Below are 21,624 nucleotides of genomic sequence, written 5' to 3'. Positions count from 1 at the left end.
TCGTGGAAGTGAGCCGGTAAATTCAGAAGCTAGTATAGCGTAAGGCACTGTAAAGTCGCCAGAGGGGGAAATTATCCTTGTGGCGGCAGGCAAACACCAATACCACCAATGCCACAATATCCATAAGGATTTTTGTGCAGATACTGCTGGTGATCGTCCTCGGCATAATAGAACGGGGTTGCCGTAGTGATTTCCGTGGTAATGGTGCGCTCGTCGCCTGCGGCGGTCATTGCTGCCTGAAAACGCTCAAGGCTGGCCTGTGCGGCGGCGCTTTGTTCCGGCGTTAACGGGTAAATGGCGGAGCGATACTGCGTGCCCTGGTCGTTCCCCTGACGCATGCCTTGAGCCGGGTCGTGATTTTCCCAGAACACCTGCAGCAGTTGTTCGTAGCTGATAACATGCGGGTCATAGACGATGCGTACCGCTTCGGCATGCCCGGTATCGCCAGAACACACTTCACGATAGGTTGGGTTTGGGGTGTAGCCGCCGGTGTACCCGGCTGCCGTGCTGTATACCCCGGGTAATGACCAGAATAAACGTTCAACGCCCCAGAAGCATCCCATGGCGAAATAAGCTATCTCCATACCGTCGGGCACGTTGGTCATCGAATGTTGGTTAACCGCATGCAGCGTTGCCACTGGCATCGGGGTGTTGCGTCCAGGTAGCGCATCTGCTTGAGTAACAAGATGCTTTCTATCAAATAAACTCATGGCCGTTCTCCCGAAATCAGTCATTTGGGTTAAGGTTGTAACGAGACGCGTCTTTGCCCACAATAAACGGCGTGAATACGTCTAGAGTTAAACATAAGAAATATTTGGGTTGTCGTCTGTTTTTCAACTCTTATTGTTGATTTTTTGTTAAGCCGAGGAACGGCATAGTATTTTTTTCCAGGGGTGGGAAAAAAGGATATTCAGGAGAAAATGTGCCACATATCCGTCAGTTATGTTGGGTGGGATTACTGTGCTTAAGTGGCTCCGCCGCCGCCGCGAATGTTCGCTTACAGGTCGAAGGATTATCAGGACCGCTGGAGAAAAACGTCCGTGCGCAACTGTCCACGATTCAAAGTGATGAAGTCACTCCAGACCGACGCTTTCGTGCGCGCGTTGATGATGCCATCCGCGAAGGGCTAAAAGCGCTGGGCTACTTTGAGCCGACCATTGATTTTGAACTGCGTCCACCGCCGGCAAAAGGCCGCCAGGTGCTGATTGCCAAAGTGACCCCCGGCGAGCCGGTGCTGATTGGTGGCACTGAGGTGATTTTGCGCGGTGGCGCGCGTACGGATAAAGATTATCTGGATCTGCTGAAAACACGCCCGGCAATCGGTACCGTGCTGAATCAGGGGGACTATGACAACTTCAAAAAGTCACTCACCAGCGTGGCGCTGCGCAAAGGCTACTTCGATAGTGAATTTAATAAAAGCCAGCTCGGGATAGCGCTTGAGCGGCGCCAGGCGTTCTGGGATATCGATTACAACAGCGGCGAACGCTATCGCTTTGGGCATGTCACCTTTGAAGGCTCGCAAATTCGCGATGAGTATCTGCAAAATCTGGTGCCCTTTAAAGAAGGTGAAGAGTACGAGTCGAAAGATCTGGGCGAACTGAACCGTCGTCTGTCGGCGACCGGATGGTTTAATTCCGTGGTCGTCGCACCGGAGTTTGATAAAGCCCGCAAAACCAAGGTGCTACCCCTGAAAGGCGTGGTCTCACCGCGAACCGAAAACACCATCGAAACCGGGGTCGGTTATTCAACTGACGTCGGGCCACGGGTGAAGACCTCGTGGAAAAAGCCGTGGATGAACTCCTACGGGCACAGCCTGACGACCAGCGCCAGTATCTCGGCGCCAGAGCAGGTGCTTGATTTCAGCTATAAAATGCCGCTGTTAAAGAACCCGCTGGAGCAGTATTACCTGGTACAGGGCGGCTTTAAGCGTACCGATTTAAACGACACCGAGCAGGATTCCACAACGCTTGCGGTTTCCCGTTACTGGGACCTCTCCAGCGGCTGGCAGCGCGCGATTAACCTGCGCTGGAGCCTCGACCACTTTACCCAGGGTAATGTCACCAACACCACTATGCTGCTCTATCCGGGCGTGATGATCAGCCGGACGCGTTCACGCGGCGGCCTGATGCCTGTCTGGGGCGATTCCCAGCGCTACTCTATTGATTACTCGAACACGGCCTGGGGTTCAGATGTTGATTTCTCCGTTTTCCAGGCGCAAAACGTCTGGATCCGCACGCTGTACGACAGGCATCGCTTTGTGATGCGCGGTAATCTCGGCTGGATTGAAACCGGAGACTTCGACAAAGTGCCGCCGGACCTGCGTTTCTTTGCCGGGGGCGATCGCAGTATTCGCGGCTACAAATACAAATCTATTTCGCCGGAAGGCAGCGACGGCAAGCTGAAAGGGGCCTCCAAGCTGGCAACTGGCTCGCTGGAATACCAGTACAACGTGACCGGTAAATGGTGGGGAGCGATGTTTGTCGATAGCGGCGAAGCGGTCAGCGACATTCGCCGAAGCGATTTCAAAACCGGTGCCGGGGTCGGCGTACGCTGGCAATCGCCGGTTGGACCTATCAAGCTCGACTTTGCCGTCCCGGTCGGCGACAAAGATGAACATGGTTTACAGTTTTACATCGGTCTGGGGCCTGAATTATGAGTTTATGGAAGAAGATAAGCCTCGGCGTGCTGGTTTTTATCCTGCTGTTGTTAGGCACGGTGACGTTCCTCGTCGGTACCACCTCGGGCCTGCATCTGATCTTCAAAGCAGCTAATCGGTGGGTTCCAGGTCTGGAAATTGGTCAGGTCACCGGCGGCTGGCGGGATCTATCACTGAAAAATATTCGCTACGACCAGCCTGGCGTGGCGGTGAATGCTGGTGAAGTGCATTTGGCCGTGGGGCTTAACTGTCTGTGGGACAGCAGCCTGTGCGTCAACGATCTGGCGCTGAAAAACATCAACGTGGCGATCGACAGCAAAAAGATGCCGCCATCCGCGCCGGTTGAGGAAGAAGAGAGCGGTCCGCTTAATCTTTCCACGCCTTACCCCATCACGCTTTCGCGCGTGGCGCTGAACAACATCAATATCAAAATCGATGACACCACGGTTTCAGTGCTGGATTTTACCTCCGGCCTGAACTGGCAGGAAAAAACGCTGACGCTGAAGCCAACGTCATTACAGGGGCTGCTGATTGCTCTGCCTAAAGTGGCGGAAGTGGCACAGGAAGAGGTTGTCGAACCGAAGATTCAAAACCCGCAGCCGGATGAAAAGCCGCTCGGTGAAACGCTAAAAGATCTGTTCTCAAAGCCGGTACTGCCGGAAATGACAGATGTCCATCTGCCGCTCAATCTCAATATTGAAGAGTTTCGCGGCGAGCAGCTGCGCGTGACCGGGGATACGGATTTAACAGTACATAGTATGCTGCTGAAAGTGAGCAGCATTGACGGCAACATGAAGCTCGACGCGCTGGATATCGACTCGAATCAGGGAACGGTAAAAGCCAGCGGTACGGCGCAGCTCACCAACACATGGCCGGTGGATATTACCCTCAACAGCACGCTGAACGTCGATCCATTAAAAGGCGAAAAGGTGAAGCTGAAGGTTGGCGGCGCGCTGCGCGAACAGCTGGAAGTCGGCGTCAATCTGTCTGGTCCGGTAGATATGGACCTGCGTGCACAGATGCGCCTGGCAGAAGCCGGATTGCCGCTCAACATTGAGGTGGTAAGTAAGCAGGTTTACTGGCCGTTTACCGGTGAGAAACAGTTCCAGGCCGATGACATCAAGCTCAAACTGACCGGCAAGATGACCGACTATACGCTGTCGATGCGTACCGCCGTGAAAGGTCAGGATATTCCTCCGGCTACTATCACGCTGGACGCCAAAGGCAACGAGCAGCAGATTAATCTCGACAAACTCAGCGTTGCGGCGCTGGAAGGGAAAACCGAGCTGAAAGCGCTGGTGGACTGGCAGCAGGCGATCAGCTGGCGCGGGGAGCTAACGCTGGATGGTATCAATACCGCGAAAGCGATCCCGGACTGGCCGTCAAAACTGAATGGCCTGGTGAAAACGCGCGGCAGTCTGTACGGCGGAAGCTGGCAGATGGAGGTTCCGGAGCTGAAGCTGACCGGCAACGTGAAGCAGAACAAGGTCAATGTGAACGGTTCGCTGAAGGGGAACAGCTACCTGCAGTGGACGATTCCGGGCCTGCATCTGGAACTGGGACGCAACAGTGCGGACGTAAAAGGCGAACTGGGGGTTAAAGACCTCAACCTCGACGCGACGATTGATGCCCCAAGCCTGGATAACGCGCTGCCGGGATTAGGCGGGACGGCGAAAGGGCTGGTAAAAGTTCGCGGTACGGTTGAAGCGCCGCAGCTGCTGGCGGATATTACCGCCCGTGGTCTGCGCTGGCAGGAACTTTCCGTTGCTCAGGTGCGCGTCGAAGGCGATGTGAAATCGGCCGAGCAAATCGCCGGTAATCTCAACGTTCGTGTAGAGCGAATTGTACAACCTGACGTGAATATTGGTCTGGTGACGCTCAACGCCAAAGGCAGTGAAAAGCAGCATGAACTGCAGTTACGCATTCAGGGTGAGCCGGTTTCAGGGCAACTGGATCTTGCCGGGAGCTTTGATCGCAAAGAACAGCGCTGGAAAGGGGAGTTAAGCAATACCCGCTTCCAGACGCCGGTCGGTCCGTGGTCGCTCAACCGGGCTATCGCGCTGGATTATCGTAATCAGGAACAGAAAATTAGTATCGGACCGCACTGCTGGAACAACCCGAATGCGGAGCTGTGCGTACCACAAACCATTGATGCCGGTGCAGAAGGTCGCGCGGTGGTGAATCTTAACCGCTTCGACCTGGCGATGCTAAAACCGTTTATGCCGGAGACAACCCAGGCCAGCGGTGTGTTCACTGGCAAAGCTGATGTGAGCTGGGACACCACCAAAGAGGGGCTGCCACAGGGGCAGGTCACCCTGAGCGGACGTAACGTCAAGGTCACGCAAAGCGTGAATGATGCCCCGCTCCCCGTGGCGTTTGAAACGCTGAATCTGACCGCCGACCTGCACAACAACCGTGCCGAGTTGGGCTGGCTGATTCGTCTGACCAACAACGGGCAGTTTGACGGTCAGGTGCAGGTAACGGACCCGCAAGGGCGTCGTAATCTGGGCGGTAACGTCAATATTCGCAACTTCAATCTGGCGATGGTGAACCCCATCTTCTCGCGCGGTGAAAAAGCGGCAGGGATGATCAACGCCAACCTGCGGCTGGGCGGCGATGTGCAAAGCCCGCAGTTGCTCGGACAGCTGCAACTGAGTGGTCTGGATATCGACGGTAACTTCATGCCGTTTGACATGCAGCCAAGCCAGTTAGCCGTTAACTTCAATGGAACACGCTCAACGCTGGCGGGCGTGGTGCGTACGCAGCAGGGAGAAATTAACCTGAGCGGCGATGCCGACTGGAGTCAGATAGACAACTGGCGGGCGCGTGTCGCGGCTAAAGGCAGCAGGGTACGTATTACCGTACCGCCGATGGTCCGCCTCGACGTATCGCCTGACGTGGTCTTTGAAGCCACGCCGAGCCTGTTTACTCTCGATGGTAACGTGGATGTGCCGTGGGCGCGTATCGTGGTACATGACCTGCCGGAAAGTGCGGTTGGGGTTTCCAGCGATATGGTCATGCTTAACAACAACCTGCAGCCCGAGAAACCGCAGACCGCCGGCATTCCGATCAACAGCAACCTGAATATCCACGTCGGTAACAACGTGCGTCTTGACGCCTTTGGTCTGAAAGCGCGTCTGACGGGCGATCTGAAAGTGGTGCAGGATAAGCAAGGTCTGGGGCTTAACGGGCAAATTAATATTCCGAGCGGTCGCTTCCACGCCTATGGTCAGGATCTGATTGTGCGTAAGGGCGAGCTGTTGTTCTCCGGTCCGCCGGATCAGCCGTTGCTCAACATCGAAGCGATTCGTAACCCAGATGCCACCGAAGACGACGTGATCGCTGGCGTTCGCGTCACCGGTACCGCCGATGAACCGAAGGCGGAGATCTTCTCCGACCCGGCAATGTCGCAGCAAATGGCGCTTTCCTACCTGCTACGTGGACAAGGGCTGGATAGCGAACAGAGCGATAGCGCAGCGATGACTTCAATGCTTATTGGTCTGGGGGTTGCACAAAGTGGTCAGGTTGTGGGTAAAATCGGGGAGACATTTGGCGTAAGCAATCTGGCACTGGACACGCAAGGGGTGGGCGACTCATCTCAGGTGGTTGTCAGCGGATACGTACTGCCAGGTCTGCAGGTGAAATATGGTGTGGGTATATTTGACTCCTTAGCGACACTCACGCTACGTTATCGTCTGATGCCTAAGCTATATCTGGAAGCAGTGTCTGGCGTAGATCAGGCACTTGATTTGCTCTATCAGTTTGAGTTTTAGCAATGCGAATATTTGTCTACGGCAGTTTACGAACCAAACAAGGCAACAGCCACTGGATGACCAATGCCCTGTTGCTGGGAAATTTCAGTATCGATAACTACCAGTTGTACAGCCTGGGCCACTATCCAGGCGCGGTTCCGGGAAATGGAACAGTACACGGGGAAGTTTATCGTATTGATAACGCCACGCTGGCAGAGCTTGACGCTCTGCGTACCCGTGGCGGTGAATACGCACGCCAGTTAATTCAAACGCCGTACGGAAGTGCATGGATGTACGTGTACCAACGTCCGGTTGATGGCTTAACGCTGATTGAAAGCGGTAACTGGTTAGACAGAGACCAGTACTGATATGAACACGCCACCTTCGGGTGGCGTTGTTTATTAAAGGCTTAAAACTCCACGCGCGCGCCGAGGTTATAGCGGCGTCCTTCCACCTGCGCGGATTCATTCCATGCAGTCGTCAGTTTCGGATCTTCATCCAGCACGTTGTAGATCCCTGCCATCAGCTGCGTGTGCTTATTGAGCTTATAACGTACGCCTACGTCGACCATCGTGTAGTCATCGTACTTATAGTTATTGCCGCTGTTGCGGTTACTGCTGCGGTAATTCACCGTACTCCATACGTCCAGACTCTGCGTTGCCGCCCAGTTCAGCGACAGGTTCGCCATATGGCGCGGATAATCGTTGAGCGCGTAGCCTTTGTTTACGCCGCTTTTCTGTTCGCTATGGTTCCAGGTGTAGTTAGCGTTGGCTTTTACATCGGCGCTAATCTGCCAGTCGGCATTCAGTTCTATGCCGTACACGTCCGCTTTGCTGACGTTGAAGTATTTACTGACGGAGTCCGCCTTGTAGCCATTCACGGAGCACTGATTCGTCGATGTAGTTTCGCAAATGGTTTGTTCAGCAATTTTGTCTTTGAACTGCGTATAGAAGACGGTGCTATCCAGTGACAGCGCATTCCCCGTCCAGTAGAGGCCCAGCTCAGAGTTAACGCTTTGTTCTGGTTTCAGATCGTCGTTACCGACGGTCAGGAAGGGATAAGGTACGGTCGAGCCGTATGGGGTGACAAAGTCGCTGGATGTCGCACGCAGCTCAGGTTTTTTATAACCTGCGGAAACGCCGCCCTTCAGCGCCCAGTCATTGCTGAAGGCCCAGTTACCGTACATTTTCGGCGTAATATGTGTGCCAAAGTTATCATCCTGGTCCATACGCGCTGATGTGGTCAGGATGAAGTCGTCAATGCTCCAGCCGTCTTCAGCAAACAATGCCCAACCGTTACGGCTGATTTTTGTCACTGGCTCAGATCCGGGCAGCGTTTTGTTGGCCACATCAAAGCGGTCATTCAGCTCTTCGCGGGTGAAATTCGCCCCAACGGTCAGTTTATGGTTGTCGAGCGTGAAGGTGGTTTGCGAATTAGCGACGTAGTTCTCCATCTGCACATACTGCGGCGACTGGCCGTCATAAACGTACTTCGAACGGCCTTTTTCATAGTTTATGTAGTTGGTCGTTGCAATGGTGTCGTCGGCATACCAGCCGGTATGCGTTAGGGTGGCGGCGTTACGATCGAACAGCCATGACCACGGCGCGCCGCGCTTCTGGGTACGGTTTTTCTCCTGCTCACCGGTGACCACATTGAGGTCGAACAGGTTATTTTCGCTAGCGGCCAGGCCCAGCGTCATATCAACGGATTTACGGTTGTGTTTGCCGAAATAGTTATTGCGATCGTCATCGCGACGGTCGAGCCAGTCGGCCGCTACGCTAAGGCCGAGAACATCGGGCACAATCGGCCCCATGGTAAACAGATTCATCTGGCTGGTATTACCCAAATACTGGTGTTCCTGAAGCCAGGTATTGGCGGCAATTGCCGTCGTCCACTCTTTTGCGCCATACGGTTTTTTGGTAATCACGTTGACCACACCGCCGATGGCATCTGAGCCGTACAGCGAGGACATGGGCCCGCGGATAACTTCGATACGCTCAATGGCCTCCATCGGCGGTAAGAAGTTGGCTTCAGTACCGATGTCATGTCCGTAAGGGCGAGATTCACCGGTATTTTGTTTGACGCTGTTGACCATAAACGCGGTATAGGACGGGTCCATGCCGCGAATCATAATGCTGCCAGCGTTCATACCGCTGCTGTTGGTGACCGAGACGCCAGGAAGGTTTTTAATCGCTTCACCAATGCTACGGTCCGGCTGAATATCCAGCGTTTTACGATCGATAACGGAAATGGTGGCCGGCGCTTCGCGCTTTTGCTGCGAGAACCCGGATGCGGTGATCACCATTTCATCTTCGCTATTGCGTGAGGTTTCGGTGAGTTCTTCTGCCTGAGTGGGGAAAATAACACCGCCTGAGAATGCAACGATCCCTGTCAGCGTAATAAGTTGACGCGTTTTCATAATATAGACACCTGAAAAGTAAAAAATAAAAGCATCACCTTGCAGCCCAGAAAAGCTGCAAGGTGTCAGAAGCGTTTTTAATTATTAATATTTGGAGAGGTCGATTTTCAGCACATAGTCGGGCTTCACACCTGCCGTTTTTTCCGGCTGTTTGACGCTGACATACAGGGTGTTGGCATCAGACGAGAGCGCCAGGCTGTTAGGTAACGCATTGGTTTCAATGCTTTGTTTTACCTGATAAGTCTTGCTGTCCACAATGCTGATGCGCTTTGCATTACGGTGGGTGATATACACTTCCTGGCGCTTTTCGTTATATATCACTGCCAGCGAGTTGATAACCTTAATGGGCGCAATAACCTTACCGGTATTAATATCAACAACCAGTACATCCGCTAAATCAGGATCGGTCAGGAATGCGCGATTATTTTTTGCATCCAAAGCAATATTCAGGAAAAAATGTTTTTTGCCTGGCTCAATACTAAAGCGGTTAATAATTTGATGGTTAGTGGTATCCAGCGTAATAAGTTCGTTGCGGCCATTTACGATATACAGGCGGTTCTTATTGGCATCTACGGCCATGCCGGTCGGATACTGGCCCATGTTTTCAAGGGTGGCGATTTTCTCGCGCTTTTGCGTATCCACCACCCAGACAATACCCTTTTCAGCCACGCCGGAAACGTACAGGCGGTGATGCTGTTTATCGAGCACCATTTCGCGGGTATGGACAATTTCTTTCGGGTTTTTGGCTTCGCTCAGTTGCAGTATCGCCAGCTCTTTACCGCTGCGGGTATCAATGAGCGTGACCGAACCCTCCAGCGTGTTGCCGACATACAGTACCTGGTTTTCTGCATCCAGGGCAGTGGCAAAGGCACGACGGCTGGTTTCGATAACTTCAGTCGTGGTGAGTTTCTCCAGATCGAGTTTATAGATAAGCCCGCTGGTTTTATCTTTATCAAACGACGGCGACGAGGCAGCAAAAAGCGCATTCTGCTGGCTATCAACCGCCAGTTCATACACGCCGTTGCCAACGTCGCGGGTCAGAAAATCTTGCTCAGGTAGCGTCTGCGCCACGCTGGACAGGCTGGTAAATAACAGTGCTGTGGCGAGAGCCACGCAGGAATAGCGTTTCAGGGACTTCACATTGTGGAGGTTCATTGACTTTTATTCACATTTATTTACATGCTGAGAATGATAATGAGATCTAATCTCATTCGCAATTAAGATAAATGAAATGTGACTACCCAATCTGGTAGGTCAAAAAGAAAACAGCGAAGGGGAGGGGGAAAAGAAAGTAGAAATTAAAAAACCCTTACTAACCAGGGGCTGGCGTTCAGGGCTTTACGCTAACGCGAACTTACTTCTTCGCGCGCTCGAAGGAAGCAACGATTTCAGCTTTAGCAGCTTCAGCGTTGTCCCAACCGTCAACTTTCACCCATTTGCCCGCTTCGAGATCTTTGTAGTGTTCGAAGAAGTGGGTGATCTGCGCTTTCAGCAGTTCCGGCAGGTCGGTCACATCTTTGATGTGATCGTATTCTTTGCTCAGCTTGGTGTGCGGTACCGCAACCAGTTTCGCATCTTCACCGGATTCGTCGGTCATTTTCAGTACGCCAACCGGACGGCAGCGGATCACTGAACCTGGCTCCAGCGGGTACGGAGTCGGGACCAGAACGTCTACCGGGTCACCATCCAGAGACAGGGTGTGGTTGATGTAACCGTAGTTGCACGGATAGAACATCGCGGTGGACATGAAGCGGTCAACGAACAGGGCGCCGCTCTCTTTGTCAACTTCGTATTTGATCGGATCTGCGTTCGCAGGGATCTCGATAACAACGTAGATATCTTCCGGCAGGTCTTTACCGGCAGGGACGTTGAGTAAGCTCATGTCTGTTTCCTTTAAATAAGCTATGGCAAACAAGTGGCGGGTATTATAGCCAACTCGCGCGGAATGTCTCCGCTTGTTTTCGCTTTCTCTGCGTGCATTTTCTTCTTTTTACCTCTCTCTCATGACAGAAAAATCCATATCTTCAGCCGCATTTTTCATAGTGAGATGAAAGCGATTACAAAGTTGTGATTAACGTTTTATTTACTTTTTTGAAGTGTGATGTAACGCAATCCGTTACATGCTCAATTGTCTATAGTTTTTTCGCAACGGTTAATTAACCAACAATAATCACCCTACGAGGACGCACTTATGTGGAAGCGCTTACTTTTAGTCACAGCAGTTTCGGCAGCCATGTCGTCTATGGCAATGGCAGCCCCTTTAACCGTAGGATTTTCGCAGGTTGGCTCTGAATCCGGCTGGCGCGCCGCAGAAACCAACGTCGCGAAAAGCGAGGCCGAAAAGCGGGGAATTACGCTGAAAATCGCTGATGGCCAGCAAAAGCAGGAAAACCAGATTAAAGCAGTCCGCTCATTTGTTGCGCAGGGCGTCGACGCCATCTTTATTGCGCCGGTCGTGGCAACGGGTTGGGAGCCGGTTTTAAAAGAAGCTAAAGATGCCGACATTCCGGTCTTTTTGCTCGATCGTTCCATCGATGTAAAAGACAAATCTCTCTATATGACCACCGTCACCGCCGACAACGTGCTGGAAGGTAAATTGATCGGCGACTGGCTGATTAAACAAGTGGATGGCAAGCCGTGTAACGTCGTTGAGCTGCAAGGGACCGTTGGGGCCAGCGTGGCGATCGATCGTAAGAAAGGCTTTGCTGAAGCTATCGCTAATGCGCCAAACATCAAAATTATTCGCTCTCAGTCCGGTGACTTCACCCGCAGTAAAGGGAAAGAAGTGATGGAGAGCTTTATCAAAGCGGAAAACAACGGCAAGAACATCTGTATGGTTTACGCCCACAACGATGACATGGTGATCGGTGCGATTCAGGCGATCAAAGAAGCGGGCCTGAAACCTGGCAAAGATATTCTCACCGGTTCTATCGATGGCGTACCGGATATCTACAAAGCGATGATTGACGGTGAAGCCAACGCCAGCGTCGAACTGACGCCGAATATGGCCGGCCCGGCATTCGACGCACTGGAGAAATTCAAAAAAGACGGCACGATGCCTGAGAAGCTGACCATTACCAAGTCGATCCTCTATCTGCCGGATACGGCAAAAGAAGAGTTAGAGAAGAAGAAAAACATGGGCTACTAAGCCTTCATGAAAATGCCGGGGGCGCTGCGCTTGCCCGGCCTACATTACGCTCTTTTGTAGGCCGGATAAGCGTAGCGCCATCCGGCGTGATGCAGGGGGAACCATGACCATCGACCAACATCAGGAAATCCTCCGCACCGAAGGATTAAGCAAATTCTTTCCCGGCGTCAAAGCGTTGGATAACGTGGATTTCAGCTTGCGTCGTGGCGAGATTATGGCGCTGCTGGGAGAAAACGGAGCTGGCAAATCGACGCTCATCAAGGCGCTGACCGGCGTTTACCATGCCGATCGCGGCACTATCTGGCTCGAAGGCCAACCGATCACCCCCAAAAACACCGCCCATGCCCAACAACTGGGGATTGGCACCGTGTACCAGGAAGTGAACCTGCTGCCCAATATGTCGGTTGCCGATAACTTATTTATTGGTCGTGAACCGCGGCGTTTTGGCCTGCTTCAGCGCAAGCAGATGGAAAAACGCGCGACGGAACTGATGGCGTCATACGGTTTTTCCCTTGACGTGCGCGAGCCGCTGAACCGCTTTTCCGTGGCGATGCAACAAATCGTCGCCATCTGTCGGGCGATCGATCTCTCCGCGAAAGTGCTGATCCTCGATGAACCCACCGCCAGCCTCGATACCCAGGAAGTTGAAATGCTGTTTGGCCTGATGCGACATCTGCGCGATCGGGGCGTCAGTCTGATCTTCGTCACCCACTTTCTCGATCAGGTTTATCGGGTCAGCGATCGCATTACCGTCCTGCGTAACGGCGGCTTCGTTGGCTGCCGTGAAACCCGAGAACTGCCTCAGATCGAACTGGTCAAAATGATGCTGGGCCGTGAACTGGATACCCATGCACTACAGCGTGCGGGCCGCACGTTGCTGAGTGATAAACCGGTGGCGGCATTCAGCGGCTTTGGCAAAAAAGGCACCATCGCGCCATTTGATCTACAGGTGCGTCCCGGTGAGATCGTCGGCCTCGCCGGACTACTGGGGTCTGGGCGAACGGAAACGGCGGAGGTGATCTTCGGTATTAAACCCGCCGACAGCGGAAGTGCGCTGATTAAAGGCAAACCGCAGACCTTGCGATCGCCACATCAGGCTTCGTGTCTGGGGATCGGTTTCTGTCCGGAGGATCGCAAAACGGATGGCATTATTGCTGCCGCTTCGGTGCGGGAAAACATCATTCTGGCATTGCAGGCGCAGCGCGGCTGGCTGCGGCCTATTCCCCGGAAAGAGCAAAACGAGATTGCCGAGCGTTTTATCCGCCAGCTTGGTATTCGTACTCCGAACGCTGAGCAGCCGATCGAATTTCTCTCCGGCGGCAATCAGCAAAAAGTATTGCTCTCGCGTTGGTTACTGACCAAACCGCAGTTCCTGATCCTCGATGAACCCACGCGTGGGATCGACGTTGGCGCGCATGCGGAGATCATCCGTCTGATCGAAACGCTGTGCGCGGATGGTCTGGCGCTGCTGGTCATTTCATCCGAACTGGAAGAGTTAGTGGGCTATGCCGATCGGGTCATTATTATGCGCGATCGCAAACAGGTGGCCGAGATCCCCCTGGCTGAACTGTCCGTACCGGCGATCATGAACGCCATTGCGGCCTAAGGAGACTATGGTGATGCCTCAATCTCTCCCTCAATCCAATCCGTCTAAACGGCGGTTCCGTTGGCCAAAGGGGATGCCACAGCTGGTGGCGTTACTGCTGGTGCTGCTGGTGGATAGCCTGGTCGCTCCGCATTTCTACCAGGTGATTTTGCAGGATGGTCGGCTGTTCGGTAGCCCGATTGATATTCTCAACCGTGCCGCGCCCGTGGCGCTGTTGGCGATTGGTATGACGCTGGTGATTGCTACCGGCGGCATCGACCTTTCCGTGGGGGCCGTCATGGCTATTGCTGGCGCCACTACCGCGGCGATGACGGTAGCCGGGCACAGTCTGCCGGTAGTGCTGCTTGCCGCCTTAGGCTCCGGCATTCTGGCTGGGCTGTGGAATGGGATTCTGGTGGCCATCCTCAAGATCCAACCGTTTGTCGCCACGCTAATCCTGATGGTGGCCGGGCGCGGGGTGGCGCAGCTTATCACCTCCGGGCAGATCGTCACCTTTAACTCGCCCGAACTGTCATGGTTTGGCAGCGGCTCGCTCTTACTATTCCCCACGCCGGTAATTATTGCACTGCTCACGCTGGTGGTGTTCTGGCTGCTGACGCGGAAAACGGCGCTGGGTATGTTTATCGAAGCGGTGGGTATCAACATTCGTGCGGCAAAAAACGCCGGGGTGAATACCCGCATTATCGTGATGCTCACCTATGTGCTGAGCGGCCTGTGCGCGGCTATCGCTGGCATTATCGTCACGGCGGACATTCGCGGGGCAGATGCCAATAACGCCGGATTATGGCTGGAGCTGGATGCCATCCTGGCGGTGGTTATCGGCGGCGGGTCGCTGATGGGCGGGCGCTTTAACCTGCTGCTGTCGGTGGTAGGCGCATTGATTATTCAGGGCATGAACACCGGGATTTTGCTATCGGGCTTCCAGCCGGAACTAAATCAGGTGGTCAAAGCCGTGGTGGTGTTGTGTGTGCTGGTCGTGCAGTCGCAACGCTTTATCAGCCTGATAAAAGGAGTGCGTGGTCATGATAAAACGTAATTTACCGCTGATGATCACCCTCGGCGTGTTTGTGCTGGGTTATCTCTACTGCCTGACGCAGTTTCCCGCTTTTGCTTCCACCCGGGTCATTTGCAATATCCTGACCGATAACGCCTTTCTGGGCATCATTGCCGTAGGCATGACCTTCGTAATCCTCTCTGGCGGGATCGACCTTTCCGTTGGCTCGGTGATCGCCTTTACCGGCGTATTTCTGGCAAAGGCCATTGGCTATTGGGGCATTTCCCCGCTGCTGGCGTTCCCTTTGGTTTTGCTGATGGGCTGCGCGTTTGGTGCGTTTATGGGGTTACTGATTGATGCGCTGAAGATCCCGGCATTTATTATCACCCTGGCGGGAATGTTCTTCCTGCGCGGCGTCAGCTATCTGGTCTCAGAAGAATCCATCCCAATTAACCATCCGGTTTATGACACGCTCTCAAGCCTGGCATGGAAAATTCCCGGCGGTGGTCGCCTGAGCGCGATGGGATTGCTGATGCTGGCGGTTGTCGTCATCGGCATATTCCTGGCGCACCGTACGCGCTTTGGTAATCAGGTTTACGCGATTGGCGGCAACGCCACCTCTGCCAACCTGATGGGCATCTCAACCCGCAGCACCACCATCCGCATTTATATGCTGTCTACCGGGCTTGCGACGCTTGCCGGCATTGTCTTTTCCATTTACACCCAGGCGGGCTATGCGCTGGCGGGCGTTGGCGTCGAACTGGATGCGATTGCTTCAGTCGTGATTGGCGGAACGCTGCTCAGCGGTGGGGTCGGTACAGTGTTAGGGACGTTGTTTGGCGTCGCTATTCAGGGGCTGATCCAGACCTACATTAATTTTGACGGCACATTAAGTTCCTGGTGGACGAAGATCGCGATTGGCATTTTATTGTTTATTTTTATAGCGTTACAACGCGGTCTGACGGTGCTTTGGGAAAATCGTCAAAGCTCGCCGGTTACCCGAGTGGGTACGGCGGCAACACCAAAGTAACATCCTGATTTTGCACAAAACATTTAAATACCTAAACTTTTTCCGGTTGTAGTCGATAGGTTCTGTACAGGTCTGTTTTAACCCTACAACCGGAAATATAACGATGCCAAAATCCCTTTCAATTCGATCAAGTTTGTTGGTGTTATTGTCTCTGCTGACGTTCCTGCTGTTACTGACCGGTGGCATGGGGCTATATGCGTCTACCCGTGTCATTACCTCGTTGATTTATCACGGTATTATGAGCGCTGCAATGTTGGTTGCTATCGCATTGCTGGCGGTCATTTGGTTTATGCTGCGAAATAAGTTTCTCAAACCGTTGGATAACATGGTTGAGCAACTGGAACGTCTGGCAACGGGGGATTTGTCGCCGGTTAACGCGTTGTCGGCCAGCGCCGAATTCAACCGCCTGAACGCAGCAATGGATGACATGCGCCATGCGCTGGGCGACTCGGTACAGCGCGTACGCGATGCCAGCTCGCAAATTGATATTGGCAGTCGTGAACTGACGGCCGGTAACCAGCATCTGGCGCAACGCACTGAATCGACAGCCACTTCGCTGGAGCAGACCGCCGCCAGCATGGAAGAACTCACGGCGACGGTGAAACAGAATGCGCAGAACGCGGAACAGGCGCACCAGCTGGCAAAATCGGTGTCGGATACTGCCGATCGCGGTAGCGAAATGGTGTGCTATGTGATCGAGAAAATGCGCGATATTTCCGGCAGTTCCAGCCGAATCGCCGATATCCTCAGCGTGATTGACGGCATTGCTTTCCAGACCAATATTCTGGCGCTCAATGCTTCCGTTGAAGCGGCGCGGGCTGGTGAGCAGGGGCGGGGCTTTGCGGTTGTGGCAGGTGAAGTGCGTAATCTGGCCAGCCGCAGCGCCGAGGCGGCCAAAGAGATCCGTACGCTAATCAGCGATTCGCACACCCATGTGGGGGAAGGCAGTGAACTGGCGCAGCAGGCGGGCGAAACCATGGATGAAATCGCGACCGAGGTTATGCGTATGACCAAACTGATGCGTGAAATTGCCAGTGCGTCCCAGGAACAGAGTCGCGGCATAGAGCAGGTGAATATCGCGGTAATTCAGATGGATGAAACGGCGCAGCAAAACGCGGCGCTGGTACAGCAGTCTTCAGCGGCTACCCGCTCGCTGGAAGAGCAGTCTTCAGCGCTAATCGAAGCAATGGCCGTATTTAAGCTACAGAAAGCGTAAGCAGACGATGGATTTTGTAGGCCGGATGGCAACGCTACGCGTTTTATCCGGCCTACGTCCGTGCGATGAATGATACTTACGCGTCCGGGAACTCGCGGATAAAGCGTTCTACATCTTCAACCATATGGTCGTTACCCACGAAGAAGGAGCGGCGCTGGTGCAGGCTTTCTGGGGTGATATCCAGAATGCGTTCTTTACCATCGCTGGCTTTGCCGCCCGCCTGCTCGGCCAGGAAGGCCATCGGGTTGCATTCATACAGCAGACGCAGTTTCCCTTGCGGGTGGCTGGCGGTGCTTGGGTACAGGTAGATCCCGCCTTTCAGCAGATTGCGATGGAAATCTGCAACCAGAGAGCCAATGTAGCGCGAGGTATACGGGCGCTGGGTTGGCTTATCTTCTTCCTGGCAGAATTTAATGTACTTCTTCACGCCGTTCGGGAATTTGATGTAGTTACCTTCGTTAATGGAGTACGTGCTGCCTTTCGCCGGGAAGCGCATACGTTCCTGGCTGAGGCAGAATACGCCCAGAGAAGGATCGTAGGTGAAGGCATGTACGCCACAGCCGGTGGTATACACCAGCATGGTGGAAGAACCATAAACAACGTAACCTGCAGCAACCTGCTTGTTGCCCGGTTGCAGGAAATCCTCTTCCGTGACCGGTGTGCCGACTGGGGTTACGCGGCGGTAAATAGAGAAAATCGTACCGACAGAGACGTTAACATCGATGTTGGATGAGCCATCCAGCGGATCCATTAGCACAACGTATTTAGCGTGTTCACAGCCTTCAAAGACGACGATTTCATCTTCTTCTTCTGAGGCAATGCCCGCCACAATGTCGCGCGCCTTCAGTGCAGCTTTCAGTTTTTCGTTCGCGAACAGATCGAGTTTTTGTTGAACCTCTCCCTGCACGTTCTCAGCACCGCTGGCACCCAGGATATCGACCAGACCGGCCTTATTGATATCGCGGTGGATGATCTTGGCGCCCAGCTTTATTGCCGACAACAAAGCAGTGAGTTCACCGGTAGCATGAGAAAACTCGTGCTGCTTTTCGACAATAAATTCACCTAACGTTTTCATAACACTTTCCCTGCAATTTATGTGGAGTAAAGCGACCGCAACAATATTAACAAATATTTCCATTGCTGCGCTTAGGTGAATCGCGCCAGCAAACTGCGGAATATCCTGAAATGCGTTTCTCACTTGCCGGACATGTGCGTAAAATGGCCCCCAGATTAAAAAAGGATAGTGACGTATGCGCATTCATATTTTGGGAATTTGTGGCACTTTCATGGGCGGTCTGGCGATGCTGGCGCGCTCGCTCGGTCATGAAGTAACCGGTTCGGACGCCAATGTGTATCCGCCGATGAGTACCTTACTTGAGAAGCAAGGCATTGATCTGATTCAGGGTTACGATGCCAGTCAGCTCGACCCACAGCCGGACCTGGTGATCATTGGCAATGCCATGACCCGTGGTAATCCGTGCGTGGAAGCGGTGCTGGAAAAGAACATTCCGTACATGTCTGGCCCGCAGTGGCTGCATGACTTTGTCTTGCGCGATCGCTGGGTACTGGCGGTTGCGGGTACGCACGGTAAAACCACCACCGCCGGGATGGCGACCTGGATCCTCGAAGCCTGCGGCTATAAACCTGGCTTTGTGATCGGCGGCGTTCCGGGCAACTTTGAGGTTTCCGCGCGCCTCGGCGAGAGCGACTTCTTCGTGATTGAAGCGGATGAGTACGACTGTGCGTTCTTCGACAAGCGTTCTAAATTCGTACATTACTGCCCGCGCACGCTGATCCTCAATAATCTTGAGTTCGATCACGCGGATATCTTTGACGATCTTAAAGCTATTCAGAAACAGTTCCACCATCTGGTGCGTATCGTGCCGGGCCAGGGACGCATCATCTACCCGGAAAACGACATCAATCTGAAACAGACGATGGCGATGGGCTGCTGGAGCGAACAAGAGCTGGTGGGCGAACAAGGTCACTGGCAGGCGAAAAAGCTGACCACCGATGCCTCCGAGTGGGAAGTGTGGCTGGACGGTGAAAAAGTCGGCGAAGTGAAGTGGGGCCTGGTGGGCGAGCACAACATGCACAACGGCCTGATGGCGATTGCAGCCGCGCGTCATGTTGGCGTCGTGCCTGCGGATGCGGCCAATGCATTGGGCTCGTTCATCAACGCCCGTCGCCGTCTTGAGCTGCGCGGTGAAGCCAATGGCGTGACGGTGTATGACGATTTTGCCCATCACCCGACGGCCATTCTGGCAACGCTTGCGGCACTGCGCGGTAAAGTGGGTGGTACGGCGCGCATCATCGCGGTGCTGGAACCTCGCTCGAACACCATGAAAATGGGCCTGTGCAAAGATGACCTGGCGCCGTCGTTAGGGCGTGCAGACGAAGTGTTCCTGCTGCAACCTCCGCACATTCCGTGGCAGGTAGCAGAAGTCGCTGAAGCCTGCGTTCAGCCGGCACACTGGAGCGGCGATGTGGATGCACTGGCAGATATGGTAGTGAAAACCGCACAGCCTGGCGATCACATTCTGGTGATGAGCAACGGCGGGTTTGGCGGTATTCATCAAAAACTGCTGGATGGTCTGGCGAAGAAAGCTCAGGCAGAAGAAGAGTAAAAAAATGCCCGGTGGCGCTACGCTTACCGGGCCTACAACGGATCGTAGGCCGGATAAGGTATTTGCACCGCCATCCGGCACTTTCGGCGGACGAAGAGGTTACGCCTCGTTTTCCGCCAGTTCACGCAGATACTGGAAGATCTGGCGGGAAGATTTTGGCGGCTTGTTGCCCGCTTTTTCTTTCCTGGCGTTACGCACCAGCGAACGCAGTTGCTGACGGTCGGCGTCAGGCCACAGGTTCATCACTTCTTCGATAGCTTCATCGCTACCGTCAACCATACGGTCACGCAGTTGCTCCAGCTTATGGAAGACAACGACCTGTTGGTTGTGACGGTTTTTCAGCTTGTCCAACGCCTGACGGATAGGATCAACATCGCGCTGGCGCAACATTTTGCCAATCAGCTGCAGCTGACGACGGCGACCTTCCATCTTAATACGCTGGGCCAGCTCAATCGCGGCACGTAAATCCGCATCGAGCGGGATTTTATCCAGCGCGTTTTTCCCCAGTTTTACCAGTTCCACACCCAGGTGTTTTAACTCCTCGGCGTCACGTTTTATTTCACTTTTACTGACCCAGATAATTTCATCGTCTTCGTCTTCGATGTCATCACCGGGAACGTCGTCGAGCCAGTCTTCGGGCTGCTTAGTCATGTCAGGCTCCTTAAAAAAAGAGGCTAATGTTACCAGTTAAGATGCGCACTGAAAAACGGTTCTCTGTTAGACTTCAGAGAAACTCTCTCTACATTATGGCATTTGCGATGAAAGTAATCTCACAAGTTGAAGCGCAGCGTAAGATTCTGGAAGAAGCAGTCTCGACGGCACTGGAATTAGCATCAGGTAAGTCGGATGGCGCGGAAGTCGCTGTGAGCAAGACCACGGGTATTAGCGTCAGCACCCGTTATGGTGAAGTGGAGAACGTCGAATTCAATAGCGATGGTGCACTGGGGATTACGGTTTACCACCAGAACCGTAAGGGCAGCGCATCGTCCACCGATTTAAGCCCGCAGGCGATTGCACGCACCGTGCAGGCCGCGCTGGACATTGCACGTTACACTTCGCCGGATCCGTGTGCGGGCGTGGCAGATAAAGAACTGCTGGCCTTTGATGCGCCCGATCTGGACCTGTTCCACCCGGCGGAAGTTTCCCCTGACGAAGCTATCGAACTGGCTGCCCGCGCTGAACAGGCGGCGTTGCAGGCCGACAAACGCATCACCAACACCGAAGGCGGCAGCTTTAACAGCCACTATGGTATCAAAGTGTTTGGCAACAGCCACGGTATGCTGCAGGGCTACTGCTCCACGCGCCATTCCCTTTCCAGCTGCGTAATCGCAGAAGAAAATGGTGATATGGAGCGTGATTACGCTTACACCATTGGCCGGGCGATGGGCGATCTGCAAACGCCGGAGTGGGTGGGGGCAGACTGCGCTCGCCGTACCTTATCTCGCCTGTCTCCGCGAAAGCTTTCCACCATGAAAGCGCCGGTGATTTTCGCCAATGAAGTGGCGACCGGACTGTTCGGACACCTGGTTGGCGCCATTGCGGGCGGCTCGGTGTACCGCAAATCCACCTTCCTGCTCGACTCGCTGGGCAAGCAAATTCTGCCGGAATGGCTGACCATTGAAGAACATCCGCACCTGCTGAAAGGGCTGGCGTCTTCACCGTTCGACAGCGAAGGCGTACGGACCGAACGCCGCGACATTATTAAAGACGGTGTGCTGACTCAGTGGCTGCTGACCAATTATTCTGCACGTAAGCTGGGGCTTAAGAGCACCGGACATGCAGGCGGGATCCACAACTGGCGAATTCCGGGACAGGGTCTAAGCTTCGAGCAGTTGCTCAAAGAGATGGGCACAGGTCTTGTGGTTACCGAGCTGATGGGACAGGGCGTAAGCGGCATTACCGGCGATTACTCGCGCGGCGCGGCGGGCTTCTGGGTCGAAAACGGCGAAATTCAGTACCCGGTGAGTGAAATTACCATCGCCGGTAACTTAAAAGAGATGTGGCGTAATATCGTCACCGTCGGCAACGATATTGAAACGCGCAGTAATATTCAGTGTGGTTCGGTCCTGTTGCCGGAGATGAAGATCGCCGGGCAATAATACCCGTCATACTTCAAGCTGTGGCGTGAATTATTGAGGGTATCTGGCGTTTGTTTATTTTTGAATAATAAAAAAGG

16 protein-coding genes are annotated in these 21,624 nt (G+C 53.8%); 10 read left to right on the top strand and 6 right to left on the bottom strand.

Features of this window, described 5'->3' with window-relative positions:
• Nucleotides 1-71: 71 nt before the first annotated feature.
• A complete protein-coding gene (gene msrA, locus OGY09_RS02210; RefSeq protein ID WP_032942182.1) occupies nt 72-710 on the bottom strand; it encodes a peptide-methionine (S)-S-oxide reductase MsrA in 639 nt (212 codons plus the stop codon).
• Between the two features lie 212 nt (nt 711-922).
• On the opposite strand from msrA, the gene tamA reads away from it, so the two are divergent.
• From tamA to OGY09_RS02195, 3 genes are read left to right on the top strand one after another with little or no spacing between them, the layout of a single operon-like run.
• A complete protein-coding gene (gene tamA / locus OGY09_RS02205) occupies nt 923-2,656 on the top strand; it encodes an autotransporter assembly complex protein TamA (protein WP_003025718.1) in 1,734 nt (577 codons plus the stop codon).
• Nucleotides 2,653-6,429 (top strand): autotransporter assembly complex protein TamB, encoded by a 3,777-nt coding sequence (gene tamB, locus OGY09_RS02200; RefSeq protein WP_032942183.1) that lies wholly within the window; start codon nt 2,653-2,655, stop codon nt 6,427-6,429. The genes tamA and tamB overlap by 4 nt, the downstream gene beginning before the upstream one ends.
• A gap of 2 nt (nt 6,430-6,431) precedes the next feature.
• Nucleotides 6,432-6,776, top strand: a complete 345-nt coding sequence (locus OGY09_RS02195; protein WP_003025723.1) for a gamma-glutamylcyclotransferase family protein — start codon at nt 6,432-6,434, stop codon at nt 6,774-6,776.
• 41 nt (nt 6,777-6,817) lie between these two features.
• On the opposite strand, the gene OGY09_RS02190 is transcribed toward OGY09_RS02195, so the two are convergent.
• The 3 genes from OGY09_RS02190 to ppa all read right to left on the bottom strand — a co-directional run bounded on the left by OGY09_RS02190 (nt 6,818) and on the right by ppa (nt 10,709).
• Nucleotides 6,818-8,827, bottom strand: coding sequence for a TonB-dependent receptor domain-containing protein (locus tag OGY09_RS02190; RefSeq protein WP_020996258.1), 2,010 nt, complete (start codon nt 8,825-8,827; stop codon nt 6,818-6,820).
• Between the two features lie 84 nt (nt 8,828-8,911).
• Nucleotides 8,912-9,982: a 7-bladed beta-propeller protein YncE gene (gene yncE / locus OGY09_RS02185; RefSeq protein ID WP_032942184.1), complete on the bottom strand. Its 1,071-nt coding sequence runs from the start codon at nt 9,980-9,982 to the stop codon at nt 8,912-8,914.
• Between the two features lie 199 nt (nt 9,983-10,181).
• A complete protein-coding gene (gene ppa / locus OGY09_RS02180; RefSeq protein ID WP_003025726.1) occupies nt 10,182-10,709 on the bottom strand; it encodes an inorganic diphosphatase in 528 nt (175 codons plus the stop codon).
• Nucleotides 10,710-11,018: 309 nt separating this feature from the next.
• Between ppa and ytfQ the strand changes: the two genes are divergently transcribed.
• The 5 genes from ytfQ (at nt 11,019) to OGY09_RS02155 (ending at nt 16,821) form a co-directional block, all read left to right on the top strand.
• Entirely contained in the window at nt 11,019-11,975 is a 957-nt protein-coding gene (gene ytfQ / locus OGY09_RS02175; RefSeq protein ID WP_008786033.1) for a galactofuranose ABC transporter substrate-binding protein YtfQ, read from the top strand.
• Between the two features lie 103 nt (nt 11,976-12,078).
• Complete coding sequence (ytfR, locus tag OGY09_RS02170) at nt 12,079-13,581, top strand: galactofuranose ABC transporter, ATP-binding protein YtfR (protein ID WP_032942185.1); 1,503 nt, start codon at nt 12,079-12,081, stop codon at nt 13,579-13,581.
• Between the two features lie 13 nt (nt 13,582-13,594).
• Entirely contained in the window at nt 13,595-14,617 is a 1,023-nt protein-coding gene (gene ytfT / locus OGY09_RS02165; protein ID WP_003830397.1) for a galactofuranose ABC transporter, ATP-binding protein YtfT, read from the top strand.
• The gene (yjfF, locus tag OGY09_RS02160) at nt 14,604-15,605 is read left to right on the top strand and encodes a galactofuranose ABC transporter, permease protein YjfF (RefSeq protein ID WP_008786036.1); all 1,002 of its coding nucleotides are present in this window, start codon (nt 14,604-14,606) and stop codon (nt 15,603-15,605) included. Before ytfT ends, yjfF begins: the two co-directional genes overlap by 14 nt.
• A gap of 103 nt (nt 15,606-15,708) precedes the next feature.
• Complete coding sequence (locus OGY09_RS02155; RefSeq protein ID WP_080685908.1) at nt 15,709-16,821, top strand: methyl-accepting chemotaxis protein; 1,113 nt, start codon at nt 15,709-15,711, stop codon at nt 16,819-16,821.
• 76 nt (nt 16,822-16,897) lie between these two features.
• On the opposite strand, the gene fbp is transcribed toward OGY09_RS02155, so the two are convergent.
• Complete coding sequence (fbp, locus tag OGY09_RS02150) at nt 16,898-17,896, bottom strand: class 1 fructose-bisphosphatase (protein ID WP_003830390.1); 999 nt, start codon at nt 17,894-17,896, stop codon at nt 16,898-16,900.
• Between the two features lie 175 nt (nt 17,897-18,071).
• On the opposite strand from fbp, the gene mpl reads away from it, so the two are divergent.
• Complete coding sequence (mpl, locus tag OGY09_RS02145; protein ID WP_003830388.1) at nt 18,072-19,448, top strand: UDP-N-acetylmuramate:L-alanyl-gamma-D-glutamyl-meso-diaminopimelate ligase; 1,377 nt, start codon at nt 18,072-18,074, stop codon at nt 19,446-19,448.
• Nucleotides 19,449-19,547: 99 nt separating this feature from the next.
• Here mpl and yjgA read toward each other — a convergent pair whose 3' ends face one another.
• Entirely contained in the window at nt 19,548-20,099 is a 552-nt protein-coding gene (gene yjgA / locus OGY09_RS02140) for a ribosome biogenesis factor YjgA (RefSeq protein ID WP_008786039.1), read from the bottom strand.
• 95 nt (nt 20,100-20,194) lie between these two features.
• Between yjgA and pmbA the strand changes: the two genes are divergently transcribed.
• A complete protein-coding gene (pmbA, locus tag OGY09_RS02135; RefSeq protein WP_003830385.1) occupies nt 20,195-21,547 on the top strand; it encodes a metalloprotease PmbA in 1,353 nt (450 codons plus the stop codon).
• Nucleotides 21,548-21,624: the final 77 nt, after the last annotated feature.

Origin of the sequence: Citrobacter sp. Cpo071 (genome assembly GCF_030332765.1) — a bacterium.
In the GTDB taxonomy this organism is placed as follows: domain Bacteria; phylum Pseudomonadota; class Gammaproteobacteria; order Enterobacterales; family Enterobacteriaceae; genus Citrobacter; species Citrobacter portucalensis.
Note: the sequence above shows the minus strand (reverse complement) of the source record. Positions and strands in the feature narration are given on the sequence as shown.